This is a genomic window from Mesorhizobium sp. 128a (assembly GCF_053848025.1).
The window spans coordinates 154302-176441 of the sequence record NZ_JBSPKY010000008.1; the positions used below are offsets into that span (position 1 = coordinate 154302).

Here is a 22140-nt window from a genome sequence, read left to right on the forward strand (position 1 = left end):
CCGCGAAAAGTCCCCTACGCCGCGGCCAGCAGGCTGGCGTTGCCGCCGGCAGCGGTGGTGTCGACGCAGACCGCGCGTTCATGCGCATAGGCCGCCGGATTGAGCACTTCGCTGACCAGCGGCACGATCGGACCGCTCCGGTTGGCGATCACCTTGCGCACGATGCGGGCTGCCTCGGGCTTGCCCGAGAAGGCGACGACATCGACGCGCAGCGAACGTGCCTCGACCGGATCGGGCCGGCCATCGATAGCAGCCAGCGGCAGCCCCTTGCCGGTCAGCGCCGACAGTGCAGCCGGCGCGCCTGGCGCGACCGCCAGCACCGCGTTCCCTGCGGCCAGCGCCTGGATCGCCTGGGCAAGCAGCGTGTCAGCGTCAGGTCCGAGACACAGCACCCGGCCGCGCGGCGACAGCGACAGCGTGTTGGCCTCGCCGGTCGGTCCGGGCAGATCGACCTGGCCGAAATCGATGCCGGCGGCAGCGCCGATCGCTGCCGCACCCTTGCCGCGCAGATGCTTTCTCAGAATGGCGATGCGGTCCGGCCGCGTCGACCAGCCGCCAAGCGTCGGATCGGGCAGATTGTCGGCGAGTTCGGTCGCCGTCACCTTGCGGCCCTCGGCAATCTCGGTGCCGGCCTCCGGACCCTTGCGGAACCGCCGGAGATAGTGCGGCCCGCCGGCCTTCGGGCCGGTGCCCGAAAGCCCCTCGCCGCCGAATGGCTGTGAACCGACGACGGCGCCGATCTGGTTGCGGTTGACATAGATGTTGCCGGCATGAATGCCGTCGACGAAATGCTGGACGCGGCCCTCGATGCGGGTGTGCAGACCGAAGGTCAGGCCATAGCCCTTGCGGTTGATGGCGGCGATGACGGCATCGATCCCGTCGGCGTCGAAGCTGGCGACATGCAGCACCGGGCCGAACACTTCGCGCTCCATCTCCTCGATGCCTTTGACGCGGAACACATGCGGCGCGACGAAGCGGCCATCTTTCGGCGCTTCGAGCTTGGCGATCAGCCGGCCCTGCAGGCCCATCGTGGTGCAATAGTCGCGGATCGAAGCCTGTGCCTCGTCGTCGATGACCGGTCCGACGTCGGTCGATATCTGCCAGGGATCGCCGATGGTGAGCGCCTCCATGGCGCCCTTCAGCATCTCCAGCATCTTCTTCTCGACATCCTTCTGCACATAGAGCACGCGCAGCGCCGAGCAGCGCTGGCCGGCACTCTGGAAGGCCGACGCCAGTATGTCGCGCACCGCCTGTTCGGGCAGCGCGGTGGAATCGACGATCATGGCATTGAGACCGCCGGTCTCTGCAATCAGCATGGCGTCGGGCGCGGCTGTCTCGGCCAGTTGCTTCTCGATCAGCTTGGCGACCTCGGTCGAGCCGGTGAAGCAGACGCCGGCGATGCGCGGATCCGCAGTCAGCGGTCCGCCGACCGACGGGCCATCGCCGGGCAGAAGCTGGATGACATCCTCCGGCACGCCGGCTTCGCGCAAGAGTTCGACGGCGCGGAAGGCGATCAGTGGCGTTTGTTCGGCTGGCTTGGCGATAACCGAATTGCCGGTAACCAGCGCTGCCGCGATCTGGCCGGTGAAGATGGCGAGCGGGAAATTCCACGGCGAGATGCAGACGATCGCCCCGCGTGCTTGCGTGCCCGCTTGGTTGTCCGCCGCCTCGGCAGCGTAATAGCGCAGAAAGTCGACGGCTTCGCGCACTTCGGCGACGCCGTCGGCCAGCGACTTGCCGGCTTCCCTGGTGGCAAGCGCGAAGAACTCGATGGCGTTGGCCTCATAGAGATCGGCGGCGCGGTTGAGGATGGCGGCGCGCTCGGCGACGGGGCGCTTTGCCCAGGCCGGCTGCGCTTCCACCGCAAAGCGTACAGCCGTCGCAACCTGCTTGGCCGCCGCTTCGCTGACCGTGCCGACGACTTCGGCAGGCTTCGCCGGATTGACCACCGGGCGCTGCTTGCCGTAGCCGGCCGCACGCGTGATCGGCTTGGCATGCCAGCGCTCAGGCCCGGCGAAGGCCGCCTTGGCCTTGTCGATCGCCGCCAGCGTCACCGGATCGGTGATGTCGAACCCCTTCGAGTTGCGCCGCCCGGCGCCGAAGATCGTCGCGGGGCGAGCGATTGCCGGATTGGCGGCAGGCCCCTGGCTCTGCACGGTCTCGAGCGGATCACGCGCTATATCCTCCGGCTCGACATCCTCGTCGGTCAGCTGGTGGACGAAGGAGGAGTTGGCGCCATTCTCCAGCAGGCGGCGGACCAGATAGGCCAAAAGATCGGAATGCGCGCCGACCGGCGCATAGATGCGGCAGCGCGTGCCTTCGGCCTGGAGCACCGTCTCATGCAGCGCCTCGCCCATGCCGTGCAGACGCTGGAACTCGAAGGCGTCGCGGTTGTCGGCCATCGACAGGATGGCGGCAACGGTGTGGGCGTTATGGGTGGCGAATTGCGGATAGATGCGGTCGGTCATGCCAAGCAGTTTTTTGGCGCAGGCGATGTAGGAAACATCGGTGTTGGCCTTGCGGGTGAAGACGGGGTAGCCCGAAAGCCCGAGCGTCTGCGCCCGCTTGATCTCGGTGTCCCAATAGGCGCCCTTGACCAGCCGCACCATGATATTGCGGTTGTACTTTTTCGCCAGCGCATAGAGCCAGTCGATGGTGAAGGCCGCGCGTGGCCCGTACGCTTGCACCACCACACCAAACCCGTTCCAGCCGGCGAGCTCCGGCTCGGACAACACCTTCTCGATGACATCCAGCGACAGGTCGAGCCGGTCGGCCTCCTCGGCGTCGATGTTGAGGCCCATGCGCGAATGCCGCGCGGCCAGCGCCAGCGACAGCAGCCGCTCGGCCATCACCGGCAGCATCTTTTCCTTCTGCGCCTCTTCGTAGCGCGGATGCAGCGCCGACAGCTTGACCGAGATGCCGTGGTTCTGCCTGATATCGGGACCGTTCGAACCTGAATCGAGCGAGGAAATCGCGTCGGCATAGGCCTTGAGGTAGCGCAGCGCATCGGCCTCGGTGCGGGCTGCCTCGCCCAGCATGTCGAAGGAATAGAGATAACCTTTCTGGATCATCGCCTTGCCGCGCTTGACGGCTTCCGCAATGGAGCGGCCGAGCACGAACTGCTCGCCCATTTCGCGCATGGCGGCGGCCACCGCCTTGCGGATGACCGGTTCGCCCAGCCGGCGCACCATCGCGCGCAGCGTGCCTTCAATGCCGCCCTCGCCCTCGTCGAGCACGCGGCCGGTCAGCATCAGCGCCCAGGTCGAGGCATTGACGAAGATCGAGCTCGAACCACCTGAATGGGCCGACCAGTCATGCGGTGCAATCTTGTCGGCGATGAGATCGTCCATGGTCTCGGTGTCGGGCACGCGCAGCAGCGCCTCGGCCAGACACATCAGCGCCACGCCTTCCTTGGTGGAGAGACCGTAGGCCGAGAGAAACACCTCCATCAGCCTGGGATCGGACGAGCCGCGCACCGCCCGCACGAGATCGGCGGCGCGGGCCGAGATCGCTTTGCGGTCATCGGCGGAAAGTTCTGTTGCCGCAGCTAGACGCTTCACAGCCGCGTCTTCGTCGGGCAGGTAGTTGGCGCGGATCTGCTGGCGGGTGGTATCGAGCGGCATTGCGGTCCCTGCGGAGCGAACATCTGGGGCGGGCCGGCATTCGCCGGACCGAATGGCGCAAGCTAGCACAGAGCCGTATTTTCAGCCGGTCCAAAGAAGTCGACATGACAGGCTGACCGATCTATCATTGTGATCGAATTGTCATCAAATGGACTATGATATCCGTGACAGAAGACCAATTGGACCGCATCGACAAAAACATCCTGTCGTCTCTGGCGCGCGACGGACGGTTGTCCATGTCGGAACTGGCCGGCAAGGTCGGCCTGTCGAAAACGCCGGTGCAGGCGCGGGTGAAGCGCCTGGAGAAGGACGGCTATATCAGGGGCTACCAGGCGATCATCGACCGCGAGCGCATGGGCGAGGGCCATGTCGCCTTCGTCCAGGTCAAATTATCCGACACCCGCTCCGCCGCGCTCGACGCTTTCAACCGCGCGGTGCAGGCGGTGCCGGAGATCGAGCAGTGCCACATGATGGCATCGAGCTTCGACTATCTCCTGAAGGTCCGCACCACCGACATCGCCGCCTATCGCCGCGTTCTCGGCGAGCGCATCTCGGCCCTGCCCCACGTCGCCCAGACCTCGACCTTCGTGGCGATGGAAACGGTGAAGGACCGCTGACTCCTTACTCCGACAGCGTCTTCAAAAACGCCACCAAGGCCGCGCGTTCGCGATCCGACAGCTGCAGCGGGTGAACTTCGGAGGTGCCCTCGACGCTCGCCTTCGCCTTGGCATAGTGCGCCACCACCTCCTGCAGCGAGGAGAACTGGCCGGCATGCATATAGGGCGGCCGCGTCGCGGCTCCCCTGAGCGACGGCGTCTTGTAGGCCCGCATCAGTTCCGGACCGGCCTTGACCATGAAGCGCAGCTCACCGCAGGCGCCGGCGTCGCCATCGCGGAAGGCGCCGAAGCAGTTGAACGGATCGGCCTGAACTTGAGCCACTGCATCGAAACGGCCGCGATCCAACGGCAGGTCCTTGACGGGCGGCACGCCGGTGTTGTGGAAACTGTTGTCGGTAAAGCGCGGGCCGTTATGGCACGTCACGCAATTGGCCTTGCCGATGAACAATTTCAGCCCAAGGATTTCCTCGGGCGAAAAGGCATCATCGTCTGTCGGCTTGGCGCCTGACGCGAGGTCGATGGCAAAGCGGTCGAAGTGCGTCTCTCCCGGCTCGATCGACCGTTCGAAGGCCGCGATTGCCTTGCCGATGTTGGAAAAGACGCGATTGACGTCGTCCATCTGGGCGGCAGTCATCGCCTTCCACGCCGCTTGCTCGGCTTCATTGCCAAGGGGGCTGGCGTTGGCCGGCACAGCGGAAAGATCAGGCAGTGGCCCGAAGATGCGCTCGTAGCGGGCGCCGAAGCGCTTCTTGATGTAGTGGGCGAAGGCCGCCCTGTTACCGGCCTGTTCGAGCGGGTTTTCCAGCGGCGTCAGCGCCTGCGCCCACAGGCTGTCGCGCCTTCCGTCCCAGAAGAACCACGGATTGCGCGCCACGCCGGCCAGCGGCATCGAGCGCCGGTTGGTGCGGCCGACACCGACAGCCTGCGGCAGGTCGTCCTGGAACTGCCGGTCGATCTTGTGGCAGGTCGAGCAGGACACGTTGCCGTCATGGCTCATGCCCTGGTCGAAGAACAGGGTGGAGCCCAAAGCCGCCGCGGCCGGCACGTCGGCGAAGCGGTTGGTGGTATCGGGCTTGAGTGCCGGCAAGGCGTTCAGCGCCAGCGAAGCGATGGTCTTCTTCTCGGCGTCGGAAAAATCCGGCTTGCCACAACCGGCAACCAGCAAAGCCGCCGCCAGTGCCAGAAGACGCAACGTGCAGTTCATAGGCAGCTCACAGCACCACGTTGAAGACGACCGTATCCGAGCCGGCGCCGGACGAGATGGCAAACCGAAATTGCCACCAGCCACTCATGGTGAATTTCAGCCCCTCGATGCGGTAACGGCCCTCGCCCAGATAGTCGGTTACCTGCGGGCTGGTCGGCAGGCCGTGACTGTGTTGCGGCATGCCGCCCGAGATGGCAATCGCGGCCCGCTCCACCGAAGCCCCTGTCTTTGTCTTCAACGTCAGCAACCAGGATTCCAGTTCGCCCTGGCGCACCACGCCCCGTTCGGGCACGAAGCTTGCCACATACAGCCCATTGTCCGTCTTCTTCGTGCGCGAAATATCCGGACCCGGCGCCGACTGCGGCGCGGTCAGATAGACGATCGCCAGTATGCCAGCCAGCAAGCCGGCCAGACCAAGGCCCGCAAGAAGATAACGCCATATCGATGCCAAACCGGTTCCTCTTCCAACCATAACGTCTCGGGAAGCAATTCGCGTCCCGCCGCTTCTGTGGGAAAACGCTTCTGGCGCAAAAATCCGCCACCGCCAAGCATGGCGCTGCCGGCCGCAAAAAGCTACAGGACCGAAACCAAACCCGAGGGAGAGTTATGGCAGCAGACGGCGTCGCTTCGATCGGTGAGTGCATGCTCGAATTGTCCGGCCAGGTCGGGCCGAACTGGCGCATGGGCTTTGCCGGCGACACGTTCAACACACTGTGGGCACTGCATGCGCTGAGCGGCGAGCGGCCCGCCACTTACGTCTCTGCCTTCGGCGACGATCCTTTCTCGCAGGGCCAGATCTCGTTCTTCGCCGAAAACGGCATCGGCATCGGCGCCAGCTTGGTCATCCCAGGCGCGCGGCCCGGCCTTTACGCCATCACCTTGACCGGCGCCGAACGCGCCTTCACTTATTGGCGCAGCGACGCGGCGGCCAGGCGGCTTGCCTCGGACCCGGCCGCCCTGGCAAAAAGCCTTGAAAACCAGGCGCTTGTGTATTTCTCCGGAATCACTTTGGCAATTCTGGATGCCACCGGGCGCAAGACGTTGCTGGCAGAAGTGGCCAAGGCGCGCTCTGCCGGTTCACTCATCGCCTTCGACCCCAACTACCGGCCGCGCCTGTGGCAGAGCCGCGAGGAGGCGCAAGCCGCGATTCTCGACGCACTTGCCGTCACCGACATCGCTTTGCCGACCTTCCCCGACGAGCAGATGCTGTTCGGCGATACGGCACCCCAGGTGACCGCCGAGCGGATGGGAAAACTGGTCGGCGAAGTCGTCGTCAAGAATGGCGAGGAGCCGGCACTGATCGCCACCGGGGGAACCCTGCAGCCGATTCCGGCCCAGCATGTCGCCACCCCCGTCGACACCACCGGCGCCGGCGATTCCTTCAATGGCGGCTATCTCGCCGCCCGGCTTGCCGGCCATGCGCCGGCGGACGCCGTGCAGCGGGCGCATCGCGTTGCCGCCGCCGTCGTGCAGGTGCGCGGCGCGTTGGCACCGTTCGAGGTTCTAAGAACCGCTTTCGAGGGCTAAGACCTCAAGGCAAGCTGAACCGGTATTCCGTCACCTGATGATAGATCTGGCCGGGCCACAGCGTAGCCTGCGGGAAATAGGGTCGGTTCGGCGCATCGGGCCAGGCCTGTGCCTCGAGGCAAAAGCCGGAAAACGCCTTGTAGCGCCGCCCATCCAGGCCGCCCGACGTCGGCGTGACATACTGGCCGGTGTAAAGCTGCAGGCCAGGCTCGGTGGTCCAGACTTCCATCTCGACGCCTGAATTTGCGCCTTGCGCCCATGCCACCTGGTGAAGCGGGCCACGGCTGGACGCAAGGCAGAAATTGACGTCGTAGGCAAGCTGCTCGCCTTCCGTTTCCATGCGCAGCGGCCGCGCCTGGCGGAAGTCGAAGGGGGTGCCGTCGACAGGCTTGACCACGCCGGTCGGGATCATCTCGGCATCGACCGGCGTATAGGCGCCGGCATTCAGCATCAGCCGGTGATCGAGAATGTCAGTGGTGCCGCCATCGTCGAGATTGAAATAGGAATGCTGCGCCAGATTGCACAGCGTCGGCTCCTCGCAGGTGGCGGTCAGTTCCATCGAGAGCGTGCCGGGGATCTTCAGCCGGTAGGTGCAGGTGACATCGAGCGCGCCGGGGAAGCCCATTGTGCCGTCGGGATCGTGCAGGGTCAGCGTGACAAAATCCCTGCCGTGCAGAGAAACCGTCCATGGCCGGTGGAAATAGCCCTGCGAACCGCCATGCAGCGTGTGCTTGCCCAGGAAATTGGGTTCCGTCTGGTAGCGCTGGCCGGCGATGGTGAAGCGGCCGTCGCGGATGCGGTTGGCATAGCGGCCAACGACCGCGCCGAAGAAGGCCCGGTCGGTCTCATACGGCTCGAAGCGGTCATAGCCCAGCACCAGCGGCGCGTCATGGCCGGCAAGCCGCAGATCCTGGATAATCGCGCCGAGCCCGATAATGTTGGCGCTGATGCCGCCGCCACGGATGGTGAAACGGCGCACCGGTTCGCCCGCCTGCGTCGTACCGAAGACCTCGCCGTCCTTCATTGCTCTTCCCAGATGCTGTTTCGTCGATCTACGGACTTAGAGCAATTCCGGGAAAAGTGCGAAGTGGTTTTCCGTCAGGAAATGCGTCAAACAAAGAAATAGAGCGGTTTGACGTTTCCGTGAAACGGTGAACCGCTCTAGGCCGGTTGAATGCCTTCTGGCAAGGGCAGGCACGCGGCCTGCCCCTTCCCGTCAATGGTTTAGAGGCCGAGGCCGCCGATGCAGACATATTTGGTGTCGAGATAGTCCTCGATACCCTGATGTCCGCCTTCCTTGCCGAGGCCCGATTCCTTGACGCCGCCGAACGGCGCTTCCGGCGTGGTGATCAGCCCTTCATTAACGCCGACCATGCCGTATTTCAGACCTTCCATGACCCGGAAGGCGCGGCCGAGATCTCCGGTATAGAAATAGGCGGCAAGGCCGAACTCGGTGTCATTGGCGAGCGCGACAGCCTCTTCCTCGGTCTCGAACTTGAACACCGGGGCGATCGGGCCAAAAATCTCTTCCTTCATGAAGCGCATCTCAGGCTTCGCGTTGGCGATGACCGTTGGCTGGAAGAACGAGCCGCCAAGCGCATGGCGCTTGCCGCCGGCAACGACCTTGCCGCCCTTGGACGTGGCGTCGGCGATGAATTCCTCGACCTTCTCGACCGCCTTCACGTCGATCAGCGGCCCCTGCTGCACGCCCTCTTCCAGGCCCGAGCCAACCTTCAGGGCATTGCTGGCCGCGACCAGCTTCTCGACGAACTTGTCGTAGATGCCGGCCTGAACGAGGAAGCGGTTGGTGCACACGCAGGTCTGGCCGGAATTACGGTACTTCGCGGTGATCGCACCGGCGACGGCGCGGTCGAGGTCGGCGTCGTCAAAGACCAGGAACGGCGCGTTGCCGCCGAGTTCCATCGACACTTTCTTGACGGTGACGGACGACTTCTGGATCAGAATCTTTCCGACCTCTGTCGAACCGGTGAAGGTGATCTTCGATATCAGCGGATTGGCGCAGATCTCGTCGCCGATTTCGGCAGCCGAACCGGTCAGGATGTTGACGACGCCCTTGGGGAAGCCGACTTCCTCGGCAAGCGCGCCCCAGGCGAGACCTGAATACGGCGTCTGCGAGGCCGGTTTGACCACGGCGGTGCAGCCGGCGGCAAGTGCGGGGCCGAGCTTGCGGGCGAGCATCGACGACGGGAAATTCCACGGCGTGATGGCGGCGATGACGCCGACCGGCTCCTTGGTCACCAGGATGCGGCGATCACCCCACGGCGACGGCACGACGTCGCCATAGATACGGCGGCCTTCCTCGGCAAACCACAGGATGTAGGCGGCGGCCGAGCCGATCTCGCCCTTGGATTCGAACAGCGACTTGCCCTGCTCGATGGTGAGCAGTTCGGCCAGCACGTCCTGATTGTCCATCATCGCGTCATGCAGCTTGCGCAAGAGCTTCGAGCGCTCGAGCGCAGTGGTCTTGCGCCAGGTCTTGAAGGCTTCGGCCGCGGCTTCGATCGCGCGGCGGGTTTCCGCCTTGCCCGACCTCGGCACGGTGCCGATCTTGAGGCCGGTGGCCGGGTTGTTGACGTCGACCGTCTGGCCGCTGTCGGCCTGAACCCATTCGCCATTGATGAGATTGGCCTGGCGCATGAAATGGCTGGTTTTCTGAAGCATGGTCTAGCCTCCGTTCGGCGCACTGACGGGCCGGTTTCTGGATCTCTTCGATGAGCGTGCACAAGGCGGCGATGCCGGCACGCTGGAGCCACTGCTCTTTACCTAGGGCAAGCCCCGCAAGCAATTGCAAGATGGCATATAGGGGTTGGGCCAGCACAAGACGAGAGCCGAGCCCTAACCAAAGACATGAACCACCACCGTCAGCCAGAAGGTCGTCGTGAAAGCGGCACAAGCCGTGGCGATGGTCATCTGGTTCGACGCCAGCGCCTGGCCGGTGTTGAACTGCACGGCGATCAGATAGGAATTAATCCCGGATGGCATCGCCGCCACCATCACAGCCACCTTGGCCGTCAAGGGCGGCAGGCCGAGCAGCCAGACGAAGACCAGCACCAGCGCCGGCATCAGGAACAGTTTCAGCGCCGAAAGCACCAGTGCCGGCCTGACATTGCCCGAAATGCCGAAGCGGCGCAGGCTGAGCCCCATGGCGAACAGCGCCACCGGCGCCGCCGTAGCGGCCAGCGCATCGACTAGGCGGATGGCGACAGCAGGCAGCGGCGCACCGGTGATGCGCCATGCAAGCCCCGCCAAAATGCCGATGACCAACGGATTCATGAACAACCGCCTGAGGAAGCGACGGACAACGCGCAAGGGATGCACGGGTTCGCCGCTGCCGCGCCCGAATATCTCGAACAGAACGATCGAGGCCATCAGCATGATCGGCAGATGCACCGAGACCAGCAGAGACAGCACCTCGAAGCCAGCCGCTCCGAATATGCCGAGTATAAAGGGCACGCCGAGCAGCACCACATTGGAAAATGCCGACGACACGCCGCCGACGACACCAGCACGGGCGTCGCGGCCGAAGACACGGGTGGTAACCAGATGGCCGGTGGCCCAGGTGATGGCGACAGCCGCGAAATAGGCGAACCACAGCGGCCATGGCGCCACACCGTGAAAGTCGGACCTCACCATCGTCTGGAACAGAAGCAGCGGCATCGCCACGTTGACGGCGAATTCGGCGATGCCCTCGCCGCTCGCCGGCCTGAGATAGCCGGTCCACCCGGCGACATAGCCGAGCGCGACAAGACTGAAGACGAAGAGGACGGTTTCGGTGAGCGCGGACATTTCCCGAGGGATAAGCGAGCCATGGTCGCGGCGCAATCGCGCCCGAATTTGATCATCGTCGGCTGGCAGGCTTATAGAGGGTTTGGATCATTGGGCGGACGACACGATAAATGGCCTTTGTCGGCACCTCGGAAGGCAATCTTGTCCGACGGCTGGCGGCTTTCGTCACCGTGCTGCTTTGCCTTGCCGTATCTGTGGCTCAGGCCACTGAGACCAAAAGCCTCAAGGGCGTGGCGCTGATCATCGGTCAATCGAACTACGAACATATCGCAGCCCTTGCCAATCCGGCCAATGACGCCCGCGACATGGCCAAGATGCTGACCGACCTCGGCTTCGACGCCCGCAACGTCACGGACCGCGATGCCACCAAGCTCAAGCGCGACCTCGACCGCTTCGTCGAGGATGCAGAAGGCGCCGACGTCGCCTTCATCTACTATTCTGGCCACGGCATCGAAGCCGGCGGCGAGAACTATCTGGTGCCGGTCGACGCCGATGTCTCCTCGCTGAAGAATGCCGGTGAGGCGCTGGTGCCGATTTCCACCGTCATGGACGAGCTGAAGAAGACCGTGCCGGTGACCATCGTGCTGCTCGATGCCTGCCGCACCAATCCGTTTCCGGCCGACGCAGTCGTGCGCCGGGTGCCGACGGCATCCGCCGAGCCGATCGGCGCCGGCGGACTGGAACCGATGCGTGGAGCGAAGGCGCTCGGCAATGTGACGGCGGAGGATGCCAGCCTGGGCACGGTTGTCGGCTTTGCCGCCGAACCGGGCCGCCCGGCGCTCGATGGCGCGATCGGCGAAAACAGCCCCTATGCGGCAGCGTTGCTGCGCCATCTCACCGCGATGAAGGGCACCGAATTCGGCTCGGTCATGCGCATGGTGACCGAAGAGGTCTATCTCGACACCAAGGCGAAGCAACGCCCCTGGGTCAGCGAGAGCCTGCGCCGTCTGCTCTATTTCGGCGTCGCGCCGCTGGAGCCGACGGGCGATGACGGCTTGATCACTGGCGAAAGGCGGCAATTGCTGCTGACCATTTCCGACCTGCCCGACCCCAAGCGGGCGCAAGTGGAGCTGGCCTCGCTCAAGGACGGTGTGCCGCTCGACGCGCTCTACGGCGTGCTGAAGGCGCTCGGCACGGAGAAAATCCCCGAGGATCCGAACGACTTGCAAAAGGTGCTCGACGGTCAGGCCGAGCGCCTGAAGAAGATGATGGCCGAACGCGCAGCGCTGCGCACCGACGACCCCGAGATCAGTCGGCTGGTCGCGTCCGCCGACAAGGCCATTGGCCAGGGCGCCATGGTGACGGCGCGCAAATTCCTCGATGACGCTGTCGGCCGGGTCGAGGAAAACAGCGGTGCGGTTGACGAGGCCGAGGATCTGGTCAAGCAAAAGCGTATCGCAGACGCCGCCATCTATGCCAAACGCGCCGACGCCGCCGCATTGGTCTTCGACTACAAATCCGCCGCCGACGACTATGCCAAGGCGTTCTCGCTGGTCGAGAAGTGGGACGAAAAACTGCGCTGGAACTACAAGAACCAGGAGGCCGAGGCGCTGAACGCCTATGGCTACGCCAGCGGCGATCTCGACGCCTTGCAGCAGGCGATAGAAGCCTACCGCGTCATCTTGAACTTCATTCCCAATGGCGAACAAAATCGCGACTGGGCCATCACCCGCAACAACATGGCAGTGGTGCTCCAGAACATCGGCGAGCGCGAGGTCGAGACCGCGCATCTCGAAGAGGCCGCGCAGATCTTTCGCGATTCGCTTGCCGTCTTCGAGCGCGAGAAGGACGATCCAAACTGGGCCGCCACGCAGAACAATCTGGGCAATGTCCTCCTAAAGATCGGCGAGCGCGAGAGCGACCCGGCCCGCCTCAATCAGGCCGTGGCGGCCATGCGCGCCACCTTGGAAAAGCGCCCGCGCGAAAAACTTCCGCTGGACTGGGCCTCGTCGCAGAACAATCTCGGCCTCGCGCTCTACGCCCTGTCCGAGCGCGAACCGAGCGGCGAACGCCTGGCCGAAGCCGAAGCCGCCTATCGGCTGGCGCTACAGGAATACACGCGCGCAAAAACACCCGTTGAATGGGCGATGGTCCAGAACAATCTCGGCAACACGCTGGTGACTTCAGGCATCCAATTCAACGACAAGGCGAAGATCAACGAGGCTGCCGATGCTTTCCGCGCCGCGCTCGAGGTGCGGACCCGTGAGACGTTCCCGGTGTCCTGGGCGACCAGCCGCCTCAATCTCGGAAATTCGCTGAGCGGTGTCGCCCGCTTCGACATGGGCACGGCCACGCTCGAAGAAGCTGCGGCTGCCTATGACGACGCGCTGACGGTGTTCACCCGCCAGCGCTTTCCGATGGACTGGGCCTCGGCGCAGAACAATCTCGGCTCGATCTACCAGACGCTTGGCCAGCGCACGCGCGATGCGGCCAAGCTGGAACAGTCGGCGGCCGCCTTCCAGGCGGCACGGCAGGTCTATGTCAGGCGGAAGTTCCCGCAGGACTGGGCGATGAGCTACTACAATCTCGGCAACACGCTGCAACTGCTGGGCGGCGTGACCGACAAGCCCGAGCACTACAGCGATGCGGTCGACGCCTACGGCAATGCGTTGCGCGAATACAAGCGCGAGACAAACCCGCGGCAGTGGGCGCTGGCCCAGGCCGGCCTGGGCTCGACTCTGCACTGGTTGAGCATGAGCAATGGCGATGCCAAGACCTTGCAGGCTTCGATCGCCGCGCGGCGGGCAGCGCTTGAAATACTCACCATCGAGGCCGCACCGGTCGACTGGGCCAATGCTCAAAATGGCATCGGCATGAGTCTACTCAATCTCGGCAATCTCCAGCGGACCGACAAATATCTCAACGACGCCGAAGCGGCGTTCACGGCGACACTGAAGGTGTTTACGCGCGATAGCCAGCCGCTGCAGTGGGCCTTCGAACAGAACAATCTCGGCGACGTCCACTGGAACCGCGCCAGCTACGGCGCAGGCAAGCCGGAATATCTCAAGGCGATCGAATTCTTCGAGAACGCCAAGCAGGGCTTTACTGAAGCCGGCTACACGATCCCCATCCCGCTCACCGACCAGAAGATCGAGTTGGCGAAGAAGCAGATGGCGAAAAAGTGAAGTTGCGGGCGCCAATGCATGTCGCCCAAAAGTGACCCCGGTTTTGGGACAACGACATGCATAAAAACAAAATCCAAAGCGCGTCGCGTGAATCCGTTTCGGGCGCGACGCGCTTTGGTCCGCCTTTCGCTTGTCTTTGTGCCGGCTTTCCGATCCCTATATGCGAATGACCGGGGCCGACATCCGGCTCTCGGAAGGTATCAGATGATTCGATTTGTGCTGGCGCTATTTCTGCTTGCTGTTCCGGCCGTCGCCCATGCGACGGACGCCGGCTGGGCGCTGCTGCGGGACGGCGGCCGTGTCGTGCTGCTGCGCCATGCGCTGGTCACCGGCACCACCGATCCGGCCAATTTCGACATCGACAACTGCGCCACCCAGGTCAATCTGTCAGCACGCGGCAAGCAGCAGGCGAACAAGATCGGCGCCTTGTTCGGCGCCCGAGCCGCTCCGGTCGAGCGTGTAATGTCCAGCCGCTATTGCCGCTGCCTCGACACCGCCCGCATCGCCTTCGAAGCCGACCCCGAGCCTTTCGCACCGCTCGATCTCCTGAAAACCGATCCGAAGGAGAAGGCCGCGCAGCTCGATGCGGTCCTGAAGGAAATCCGCGCCTATACCGGCTCCGACAATCTGGTCATGGTCACGCATCTGGAAAACATCGTTGCCCTGACCGGCGTGTCGCCGCGCGAAGGCGAAGCGGTGGTGGTCGAGCCGCAGGGCGACGGCCTGCGCGTGCTCGGCCGCGTCACCTTCTGACGAACCTGGCACTGTTGCCGAAATACCACCGCTGAAAGAAGCGCAAATTCGCCGCCACAATGCCGCTTGCGACAACCCGTCGCAGGGTCTATAGGCGCGCTCCCGGTCACGAAAACCGAAACGAGCACAACGGTTGGAGCTTTCGTCTCCGCCCGTGCAGGCGGCTTTGCCGCCCTGTATACGGCGCCGTTTCGGGGGTTGGGATCGCGGATGTAGCTCAGGGGGAGAGCGCCGGATTTGGGTCCGGAGGTCGCAGGTTCGAATCCTGCTGTCTGCACCACGGATAGCTCAGTTTGGGTAGAGCATCAGACTCATAATCTGACGGTCGAAGGTTCGAATCCTTCTCCAATGGCTGACAGGCCACCACCCTTTCACGGTGTTATCTGAAAAAACGGTCCGGGGACCGGAATGCTGAAGACCTGACGAGCCGCCGAAGCCCACGGGCCAAGGCCGGGTTCGAACGGTCTGACGCCATCGGCTCGCGGCCAGGCCCGCGGTGACGATCAAGGCGCAGTGTCGCCGGCAAGGGAGGCTTCGGCCTCCGGCGCCCGCTTCGCTGCCCCGCGATCCGCTCCCGAAGGTCCGCCGCGATTTGATGCCACCGGTCCCCGGATCATTCGTGCCGGGAATGACGAAGTGAAACGAGAAACGAAAGGGAAGATCGACGCATGACTTGACGCCTCGCATGGGGCCATGCCCGACAGGAGTAAGACAATGACGACTATTCTCGACAAGGTTCTTGGACGCGAGCGCGTCCTCGTAAGGGAAAACGAACGTGCCCTCACCCTCTACAAGGGGGAGATCAAGGCTGTCCTGCTGCCGGGCGAGCATTCGCTCGTCAACCGGCGCGGCAACCTTGAGGTGTCCCGGCACGATCTGAAGAACCCGGAATTCGTTTCGGCGTACGAGAAGGCGTTGTTCGACAAGCTCCCGGATGTGGCCGCGCGTCATTTCACGGTCGTCCGCACCGGACGCACCGACGTTGCCGTCATCGAGCGTGACGGCAATCTGCATGCCGTTCTGGCGCCGGACCGCAAGCTGGTGCTGTGGACGGATGCCGGTCCGTGGAAGGTGACGACGGTCGACACCTCAGTCGATCTCGCCATCGATCCGGCGCTGATGCGCCGGCTCGGGCAGGCCCGGAAGACGGAGTTGATGTCCGTCCATCCGGTTGTCGACGGCCAGGCCGGACTGCTGTTCGTCGACGGTGTGCTGGTGCGCACGCTCACTGCCGGCGTGCATGCGTTCTGGAATGTCGGGCGCATGGTGCAGATGAAGGTCGTCGATCTCAAGCGCCAGTCGCTCGATGTCGCCGGGCAGGAAGTGCTGACCAAGGATCGAGTGACGATCCGCGTCAACATCGCCGCCGAATACCAGGTCGTCGACCCGGTCAAGGCGGTGAGCACGGTGAAGGACTTCTCCGAAGCCCTCTACCGCGCCCTGCAGTACGCCTTCCGCAAGACGCTTGGCGCGCTGACGCTCGACCAGATCCTTGAAAAGAAGGTGACGGTCGATGAGGAGGCGGCGGCCAAGGTCCGTGCCGACATGGCCGCGATCGGGGTAGAGGTCAGCGATATCGCCCTCAAGGATGTGATCCTTCCGGGCGAGATGCGCGAAATCCTCAACCAGGTGGTTTCGGCCGAAAAGCAGGCCGAGGCCAACGTCATCCGCCGCCGCGAGGAGACGAACGCCACGCGTTCCCTGCTCAACACAGCCAGGGTGATGGCGGAGAACCCGGTGATGCTGCGGCTGAAGGAGCTTGAGGCTCTGGAAACCATCGCCGGCAAGGTCGAGCGGCTGACCGTCCACAACGGGACGGGCGGACTGCTCAACGACCTGGTCAAGCTCCGCGACAGCTGAGCTTACGCTGCGTCAAAGAGAAGGGCCGCTGGACCAACCGGCGGCCCTTCTTGCATTTCCCGGTAACCCTACCCACCTCACCCCGGCGCATCAGGCCTTTTCCTGCCGGGAAAAACCGATTAGACAGCGCCCAAACCAGATGCGGACAGATTCCGCCCGCAACCGAAGGAAGAGCCCTTGTCCACCACGTTCGAGAAAGTCGCCAAGATCATAGCCGACACCAGCGAGATCGATATCGACACCATCACCCCCGAGAGCCATACGATCGACGATCTCGGCATCGACAGCCTCGATTTCCTCGACATCGTCTTTGCCATCGACAAGGAATTCGGCATCAAGGTGCCGCTGGAAAAATGGACGCAGGAAGTCAATGACGGCAAGGCCTCGACCGACGATTACTTCGTCATGAAGAACCTGTGCGCCAAGATCGACGCGCTGGTCGCCGCCAAGAACGCCTGATATCGGCTGGCGAGCGGCCTTGACGGGCTGCGCTGCCTGACCCACAAAGCCGCTCATGAGCAGCCCCCGCGACGTCGTCATCACTGGCATTGGCCTTGTCTCTTCGCTGGGAGAAGGCCCCGACGCACACTGGCAGAAGCTGGCTCAGCCGGGCCTGCAGCCGGTGCTCGAAGCCGCGCGCTTTGCGCCCTACACCGTCCATCCTCTGCCCGAGATCGACTGGAACCTGCAGATCGCCAAGCGCGGCGACCAGCGGCAGATGGAAACCTGGCAACGGCTCGGCACCTATGCCGCCGGTCTTGCGCTTGACGATGCCGGCATCAAGGGCAATGACGAGCTCTGCACGACCATGGACATGGTGGTGGCCGCCGGCGGCGGCGAGCGCGACGAGGCCGTCGACGCCGCCATCCTGGCCGCTTCCGAAAGCCGCAACGACCGCGACGTGCTGCTTAACGAGAAGCTGACCACCGAATTGCGGCCGACGCTCTTCCTGGCCCAGCTTTCCAATTTGCTCGCCGGCAACATCTCCATCGTCCACAAGGTCACCGGGTCGTCCAGGACCTTCATGGGCGAGGAAGGGGCCGGCGTCGCCGCCGTCGAGACTGCCGCCGCGCGCATCCGCTCGGGACAGTCGACGCATATACTGGTCGGCGGCGCCTTCCAGACCGAACATTCCGACATGCTGCTGGGCTATGAGCTGGCGGGCTATCTGCATCGCGGCCCGTGGAAGCCCGTCTGGCAAAGACGGGGCGCCGAGGGTGGCGGCCTGGTCTCCGGCTCAGGCGGCGCCTTCCTGGTGCTGGAACAGCGCGAGCACGCGCAAAGCCGTGGCCGCAAGATCTATGCCGAACTCGGACCGGTGGTCTCCGGCCGCGCCAGGCGCTCGCGCGGCGAACTCGACGCCGAGATCGCGGCCTTGCTCGAACAGGCGGCACTCCCCAGCGGCAAGCTGCTTGCCCTGTCGGGCGCTTCCGGCGCGCACACGGCAACATCAGCCGAGAAGGCAGCGCTCGATGCCAATCCGGCGATATCGGCGCGCGGCTTCGCGACACTGACCGGGCATATGAAGGAAGCGCAGTTTCCGTTCGCCGTTGCGCTCGCGGCCCTGGCCGTCGACCGCAAGGCCGCCTACCCCGTTTTCGACGCCGCGGCCGAGAAGCCGTTCGAAGGCATCCCGCAAACCGTGCTTGCAACGGCGATCGGCTATCACCAATTCGAGGGCATGGCGCTGGTCAACGCTGCTTGAAGCAGTGCTGCGCGGTGGTGCTGCAAAATTAAGAGGATCCGGATGGCCAATCTCAGAGATCACATGGGCAGGCCGATCGTCGCCGTCACCGGCATCGGCGTTGTGACTTCGCTTGGCGTCGGCAAGGCAGACAATTGGACGGCGCTGACCTCCGGCAAGTCGGGCATCCACCCGATCACCCGTTTTCCTGTCGATCACCTCAACACCCGCATCTCCGGCATGGTCGACTTCCTCGATTCAAGCTCCAAGGGCGCCAGCCTGCTGACCTACGAGTTGGCCGAAACCGCAGCAGATGAGGCCGTGGCCGAATCCGGCCTCGATTCCTCTGACTTCGGTGGCCCGCTCTTCCTTGCCTCGCCGCCGGTCGAGCTTGACTGGCACGACCGCTTCTCGCTCTACAATTCCGACAGCAAGGACGCCGGCGCCGAAAGGCTGCTGCGGGTCGCACGCGGCCTGAAGGAATTGGACATTTTCGAAACCACGCAGTTCGGCTCGATCGCCGACCGGCTGGCAGACCGCTTTGGCACGCGCGGCCTGCCGATCACGCTGTCGACCGCCTGCGCCTCGGGCGCCACCGCCATCCAGCTTGGCGTCGAGGCGATCCGCCGCGGCGAATGCGATCGGGCGCTGTCGATCGGCGCCGACGGCTCGGCAACGGCCGAGGCACTGATCCGCTTCTCGCTGCTGTCGGCTCTGTCGACCCACAACGACATTCCGGAAAAAGCCTCGAAGCCCTTTTCCAAGGACCGCGACGGCTTTGTGCTGGCCGAAGGCTCCGGTGCGCTGGTGCTGGAATCGCTTGAGGCTGCCCTTGCCCGTGGCGCCAGCGTTCTCGGCATCCTGCGCGGCTGCGGCGAAAAGGCCGACGATTTCCACCGCACCCGCTCCAAGCCTGATGGTTCGCCGGCGATCGCAGCGGTTCGAGCGGCGCTTGCCGATGCTGGCTTGAGCAAGGACGAGATCGACTACGTCAACGCTCACGGCACCTCGACGCCGGAAAACGACAAGATGGAACATCTTTCGCTATCGACCGTGTTCGGCGAACGCATAGGCTCGATGCCGGTCTCGTCCAACAAGTCGATGATCGGCCACACGCTGTCGGCGGCGGGCGCCGTCGAGGCGGCTTTTTCGCTGATGACCATGCGCGAAAGCGTCATTCCGCCGACCATCAACTACGACAATCCCGACCCGGCGATCGAACTCGACGTGGTGCCGAACAAGAAGCGCAATGCCGAAGTCGGCACGGTTTTGTCGAACTCCTTCGGCTTCGGCGGCCAGAACACCTGCCTTGTCATGGCGCGGGAACCGGTCTAATTCATGTCGCCCAAAAGTGCGATGCGGTTTTGGGAAAACGACATGAACAAAATCAAAGACTTAAAACGCGCCACGCGTTTTTAAGTCGCCACTTCCGCTCCAACAGAACCGACAGGCCCTATGCGCGCACTGCAACTTATAGAGGACCGCCGTCTTGAAACGGTGGACCTGCCGCCCCCGCCGCCCCCCGCGCTCGGCGAGGTCACGCTGCGCATCAAGGCGGTGGCGTTGAACCATATCGACGTCTGGGGCTGGCGCGGCATGGCCTTCGCCAAGCGCAAGCTGCCGCTGGTCGTCGGCGCCGAAGCGTCGGGTGAGGTCGAGGCCGTCGGCCCCGGCGTTTCCAGCCTATTGCCGGGACAATTGGTGTCGATCTATGGCGCCCGCACCTGCGGCCTCTGCCGCGCCTGCCGCGAAGGCCGTGACAATCTCTGCGAACATGTTTCAGGCGTGCACGGCTTCCATCTCGACGGCTTCGCCCAGGAGAAGATCAACCTGCCGGCGCGCCTGCTGGTCCCCGCCCCTCCCGGCGTGACCGATATCGGCGCCGCTGTCGCGCCCGTCACCTTCGGCACCGTCGAGCACATGCTGTTCGACAATGCGAAGCTGCAGGCCGGCGAGACCATCCTCATCCATGCCGGTGGTTCCGGCATCGGCTCGGCGGCCATCCAGCTGGCCAAGCGCATGGGCTGCACCATCATCACCACGGTCGGCTCGAACGACAAGATCGACAAGGCCAAGGCGCTCGGCGCCGACCATGTCATCAACTACCGAGAGGACCGTTTTGAGGGCGTCGTGCGCAAGCTGACCAAGAAGAAGGGCGTCGATGTCGTCTTCGAGCATGTCGGCGCCGACACCTTTGCCGCCTCGATGCTGTGCCTGAAGCGCGGCGGTCGCCTCGTTACCTGCGGCTCGACCTCCGGCGTGTCGACGCAGATCAATCTGATGCAGCTCTTCCAGCAGCAATTGAAGCTGCTCGGATCCTTCGGCTGCCGCATGGAGAACATGGCCAACGCCATGCAGAAGATGGCGGCGGGACAGATAGCGCCGGTCATCGACACCGAAGTCGACTTCGACGGCATCGACGCTGCGCTGAAGCGCATGGAAGGCCGCGACGTCTTCGGCAAGATCATCCTGCGCGTTTCCTAATGCTCGGCAAGGTGTTCAAGAAAGCCCGCCGGGACTTCATGTTCCGCTATGGCCGAAGACTGCGCCAGATGGAGCACTGGCTGGTGGCGCGCGTGGCGATGACGATCATTTCGTTGCTGCGCCTCTTGCCTGCCGACAGCGCGCTCAATTTTGCCGACCGCGCCGCCCGGCGGATCGGCCCGCGCGTCGGACGCCACCGCGTTGCCATCAACAATCTGCGGCTTGCCTACCCCGAAAAGAGCGAAGTCGAGATCGAGGCCATCGCCTCCGACATGTGGGGCAACATGGCCCGGCTTGCCGCGGAATACATCTTCCTCGATGCGCTTTTCGACTACGATCCGAAGGCAACCAAACCTGGCCGGATCGAGGTTCGTGGCGCAGAGCATTTCCTCGATATCGCCGGCGAGGAGAAGCCCCACATCCTGTTCACGGGCCATCTCGGCAATTTCGAGCTGTTGCCGGTGGCGGCCGCCACCTTCGGCATGAAGATCACGGCGCTGTTTCGCCCGCCCAACAACCCGTACCTCGCCGACTACATCCACTCGACGCGGCGCTCGAGCATGGGCGCGCTGCTGCCCTCGTCCACCGGCGCCTCCTTCGCGCTGGCGTCCATTCTCGAGAATGGCGGCAATATCGGCGTCCTGGTCGACCAGAAATTCTCCAGCGGGCTGGAGACGACCTTCTTCGGCCGCCCGTGCCAGAGCAATCCGGTTCTGGGTATGCTGGCCCGCCACTATGATTGCGATGTCTATCCGGCGCGCTGCGTCCGGTTGCCGGGCAACCGCTTCCGCCTCGAGATCGAAGACAAGCTCACTCTACCGCGCAATGAGAGCGGCAGTGTCGACGTTCCAGCCACCACCCAACTGCTCGCCGACGTCGTCGAGCGCTGGGTTCGAGAGGATCCGGGACAGTGGATGTGGTTCCACAAAAGATGGGAGATCAGCGGCCGGCGTCGACGCCGTCGCGGACAGTCCAAGGACGCTGCCGGCCAGCGGCAGCGTCAATCTTAGGTCGTCAGTTCATCACCACGATCCGCGTATTGCCGAAGCCAACTTCGCGCACCATCGAATAGAAGACCGCCGCATTTGCCGTGTGCAACCGCACGCAGCCATGCGAGGCCGGACGCCCAAGTTGCCGGACTGCGCCGGTGCCGTGGATGGCGTAGCCGCCATGGAAGAACACCGAGTAAGGCATTGGCGACATGTGGTATTTTTTCGAATACCACATCCGCGCCGTCCGCTGCGGCCGATAGGTGCCCCGCGGCGTGAAGTAGCCGCTGCGGGCGGTGGACACGCTCCAGCGATAAAGCACCTGGCCATATTGGCTGACGGTCATGGTCTGGGACGAGACGTCGATGCTGGCGACCAGCGAAGCAGCCCTGCTTTCGATGGACGTGCCGAACAGCATCGCAGCAAAAGCTGCCGCCATGAGAACGATTTTATTCATGAGATCAAAC

General features: G+C 64.0%; 17 protein-coding genes and 2 tRNA genes. 12 read left to right on the forward strand and 7 right to left on the reverse strand.

What is annotated here, in order from left to right; translation table 11 throughout:
* Window positions 1-14: 14 nt before the first annotated feature.
* Window positions 15-3623: a bifunctional proline dehydrogenase/L-glutamate gamma-semialdehyde dehydrogenase PutA gene (gene putA / locus ACWTU9_RS15665; protein WP_455859064.1), complete on the reverse strand. Its 3609-nt coding sequence runs from the start codon at window positions 3621-3623 to the stop codon at window positions 15-17.
* A 155-nt stretch (window positions 3624-3778) separates the two neighbouring features.
* Between putA and ACWTU9_RS15670 the strand changes: the two genes are divergently transcribed.
* Window positions 3779-4240 carry an Lrp/AsnC family transcriptional regulator gene (locus tag ACWTU9_RS15670; RefSeq protein WP_454574293.1) on the forward strand — a complete coding sequence of 154 codons (462 nt, stop codon included), beginning with the start codon at window positions 3779-3781 and terminating at the stop codon, window positions 4238-4240.
* Between the two features lie 4 nt (window positions 4241-4244).
* Here the strand turns inward: ACWTU9_RS15670 and ACWTU9_RS15675 are convergent, their stop codons facing one another.
* Both ACWTU9_RS15675 and ACWTU9_RS15680 read right to left on the reverse strand, forming a co-directional pair.
* Window positions 4245-5444: a cytochrome-c peroxidase gene (locus ACWTU9_RS15675; protein WP_455859065.1), complete on the reverse strand. Its 1200-nt coding sequence runs from the start codon at window positions 5442-5444 to the stop codon at window positions 4245-4247.
* 7 nt (window positions 5445-5451) lie between these two features.
* Window positions 5452-5895: a FixH family protein gene (locus ACWTU9_RS15680; protein WP_455859066.1), complete on the reverse strand. Its 444-nt coding sequence runs from the start codon at window positions 5893-5895 to the stop codon at window positions 5452-5454.
* A gap of 155 nt (window positions 5896-6050) precedes the next feature.
* Here ACWTU9_RS15680 and ACWTU9_RS15685 point away from each other — a divergent pair, with 155 nt between their 5' ends.
* On the forward strand, window positions 6051-6971 hold the full coding sequence (locus tag ACWTU9_RS15685; protein ID WP_455859067.1) for a sugar kinase: 921 nt from the start codon (window positions 6051-6053) through the stop codon (window positions 6969-6971).
* 4 nt (window positions 6972-6975) lie between these two features.
* Here ACWTU9_RS15685 and ACWTU9_RS15690 read toward each other — a convergent pair whose 3' ends face one another.
* The 3 genes from ACWTU9_RS15690 to ACWTU9_RS15700 all read right to left on the reverse strand — a co-directional run bounded on the left by ACWTU9_RS15690 (window position 6976) and on the right by ACWTU9_RS15700 (window position 10778).
* Complete coding sequence (locus ACWTU9_RS15690; RefSeq protein ID WP_455859068.1) at window positions 6976-7995, reverse strand: aldose epimerase family protein; 1020 nt, start codon at window positions 7993-7995, stop codon at window positions 6976-6978.
* A 200-nt stretch (window positions 7996-8195) separates the two neighbouring features.
* Window positions 8196-9653 carry an NAD-dependent succinate-semialdehyde dehydrogenase gene (locus ACWTU9_RS15695; protein ID WP_455859069.1) on the reverse strand — a complete coding sequence of 486 codons (1458 nt, stop codon included), beginning with the start codon at window positions 9651-9653 and terminating at the stop codon, window positions 8196-8198.
* A gap of 174 nt (window positions 9654-9827) precedes the next feature.
* Entirely contained in the window at window positions 9828-10778 is a 951-nt protein-coding gene (locus ACWTU9_RS15700) for an AEC family transporter (RefSeq protein ID WP_455859070.1), read from the reverse strand.
* Window positions 10779-10888: 110 nt separating this feature from the next.
* On the opposite strand from ACWTU9_RS15700, the gene ACWTU9_RS15705 reads away from it, so the two are divergent.
* The 10 genes from ACWTU9_RS15705 to ACWTU9_RS15750 all read left to right on the forward strand — a co-directional run bounded on the left by ACWTU9_RS15705 (window position 10889) and on the right by ACWTU9_RS15750 (window position 21694).
* The gene (locus ACWTU9_RS15705) at window positions 10889-13903 is read left to right on the forward strand and encodes a caspase family protein (RefSeq protein WP_455859071.1); all 3015 of its coding nucleotides are present in this window, start codon (window positions 10889-10891) and stop codon (window positions 13901-13903) included.
* 204 nt (window positions 13904-14107) lie between these two features.
* Complete coding sequence (locus ACWTU9_RS15710) at window positions 14108-14656, forward strand: histidine phosphatase family protein (protein WP_454574300.1); 549 nt, start codon at window positions 14108-14110, stop codon at window positions 14654-14656.
* 206 nt (window positions 14657-14862) lie between these two features.
* Window positions 14863-14936, forward strand: a tRNA-OTHER gene (locus ACWTU9_RS15715).
* Window position 14937: 1 nt separating this feature from the next.
* Window positions 14938-15004: transfer RNA gene (locus ACWTU9_RS15720), tRNA-Met, on the forward strand.
* Between the two features lie 366 nt (window positions 15005-15370).
* Window positions 15371-16516, forward strand: coding sequence for a slipin family protein (locus ACWTU9_RS15725; RefSeq protein ID WP_455859072.1), 1146 nt, complete (start codon window positions 15371-15373; stop codon window positions 16514-16516).
* 177 nt (window positions 16517-16693) lie between these two features.
* A complete protein-coding gene (locus ACWTU9_RS15730; protein ID WP_040981809.1) occupies window positions 16694-16975 on the forward strand; it encodes an acyl carrier protein in 282 nt (93 codons plus the stop codon).
* Window positions 16976-17030: 55 nt separating this feature from the next.
* A complete protein-coding gene (locus ACWTU9_RS15735) occupies window positions 17031-18221 on the forward strand; it encodes a beta-ketoacyl-ACP synthase (RefSeq protein ID WP_455859073.1) in 1191 nt (396 codons plus the stop codon).
* Between the two features lie 42 nt (window positions 18222-18263).
* Window positions 18264-19535: a beta-ketoacyl-ACP synthase gene (locus ACWTU9_RS15740; RefSeq protein ID WP_455859074.1), complete on the forward strand. Its 1272-nt coding sequence runs from the start codon at window positions 18264-18266 to the stop codon at window positions 19533-19535.
* A 120-nt stretch (window positions 19536-19655) separates the two neighbouring features.
* Window positions 19656-20684: a zinc-binding dehydrogenase gene (locus ACWTU9_RS15745; protein ID WP_455859075.1), complete on the forward strand. Its 1029-nt coding sequence runs from the start codon at window positions 19656-19658 to the stop codon at window positions 20682-20684.
* Window positions 20684-21694 (forward strand): lipid A biosynthesis lauroyl acyltransferase, encoded by a 1011-nt coding sequence (locus tag ACWTU9_RS15750; protein WP_455859076.1) that lies wholly within the window; start codon window positions 20684-20686, stop codon window positions 21692-21694. Before ACWTU9_RS15745 ends, ACWTU9_RS15750 begins: the two co-directional genes overlap by 1 nt.
* 4 nt (window positions 21695-21698) lie before the next feature.
* Here the strand turns inward: ACWTU9_RS15750 and ACWTU9_RS15755 are convergent, their stop codons facing one another.
* Entirely contained in the window at window positions 21699-22130 is a 432-nt protein-coding gene (locus tag ACWTU9_RS15755; RefSeq protein ID WP_454587807.1) for a L,D-transpeptidase, read from the reverse strand.
* Between the last annotated feature and the right edge of the window lie 10 nt (window positions 22131-22140).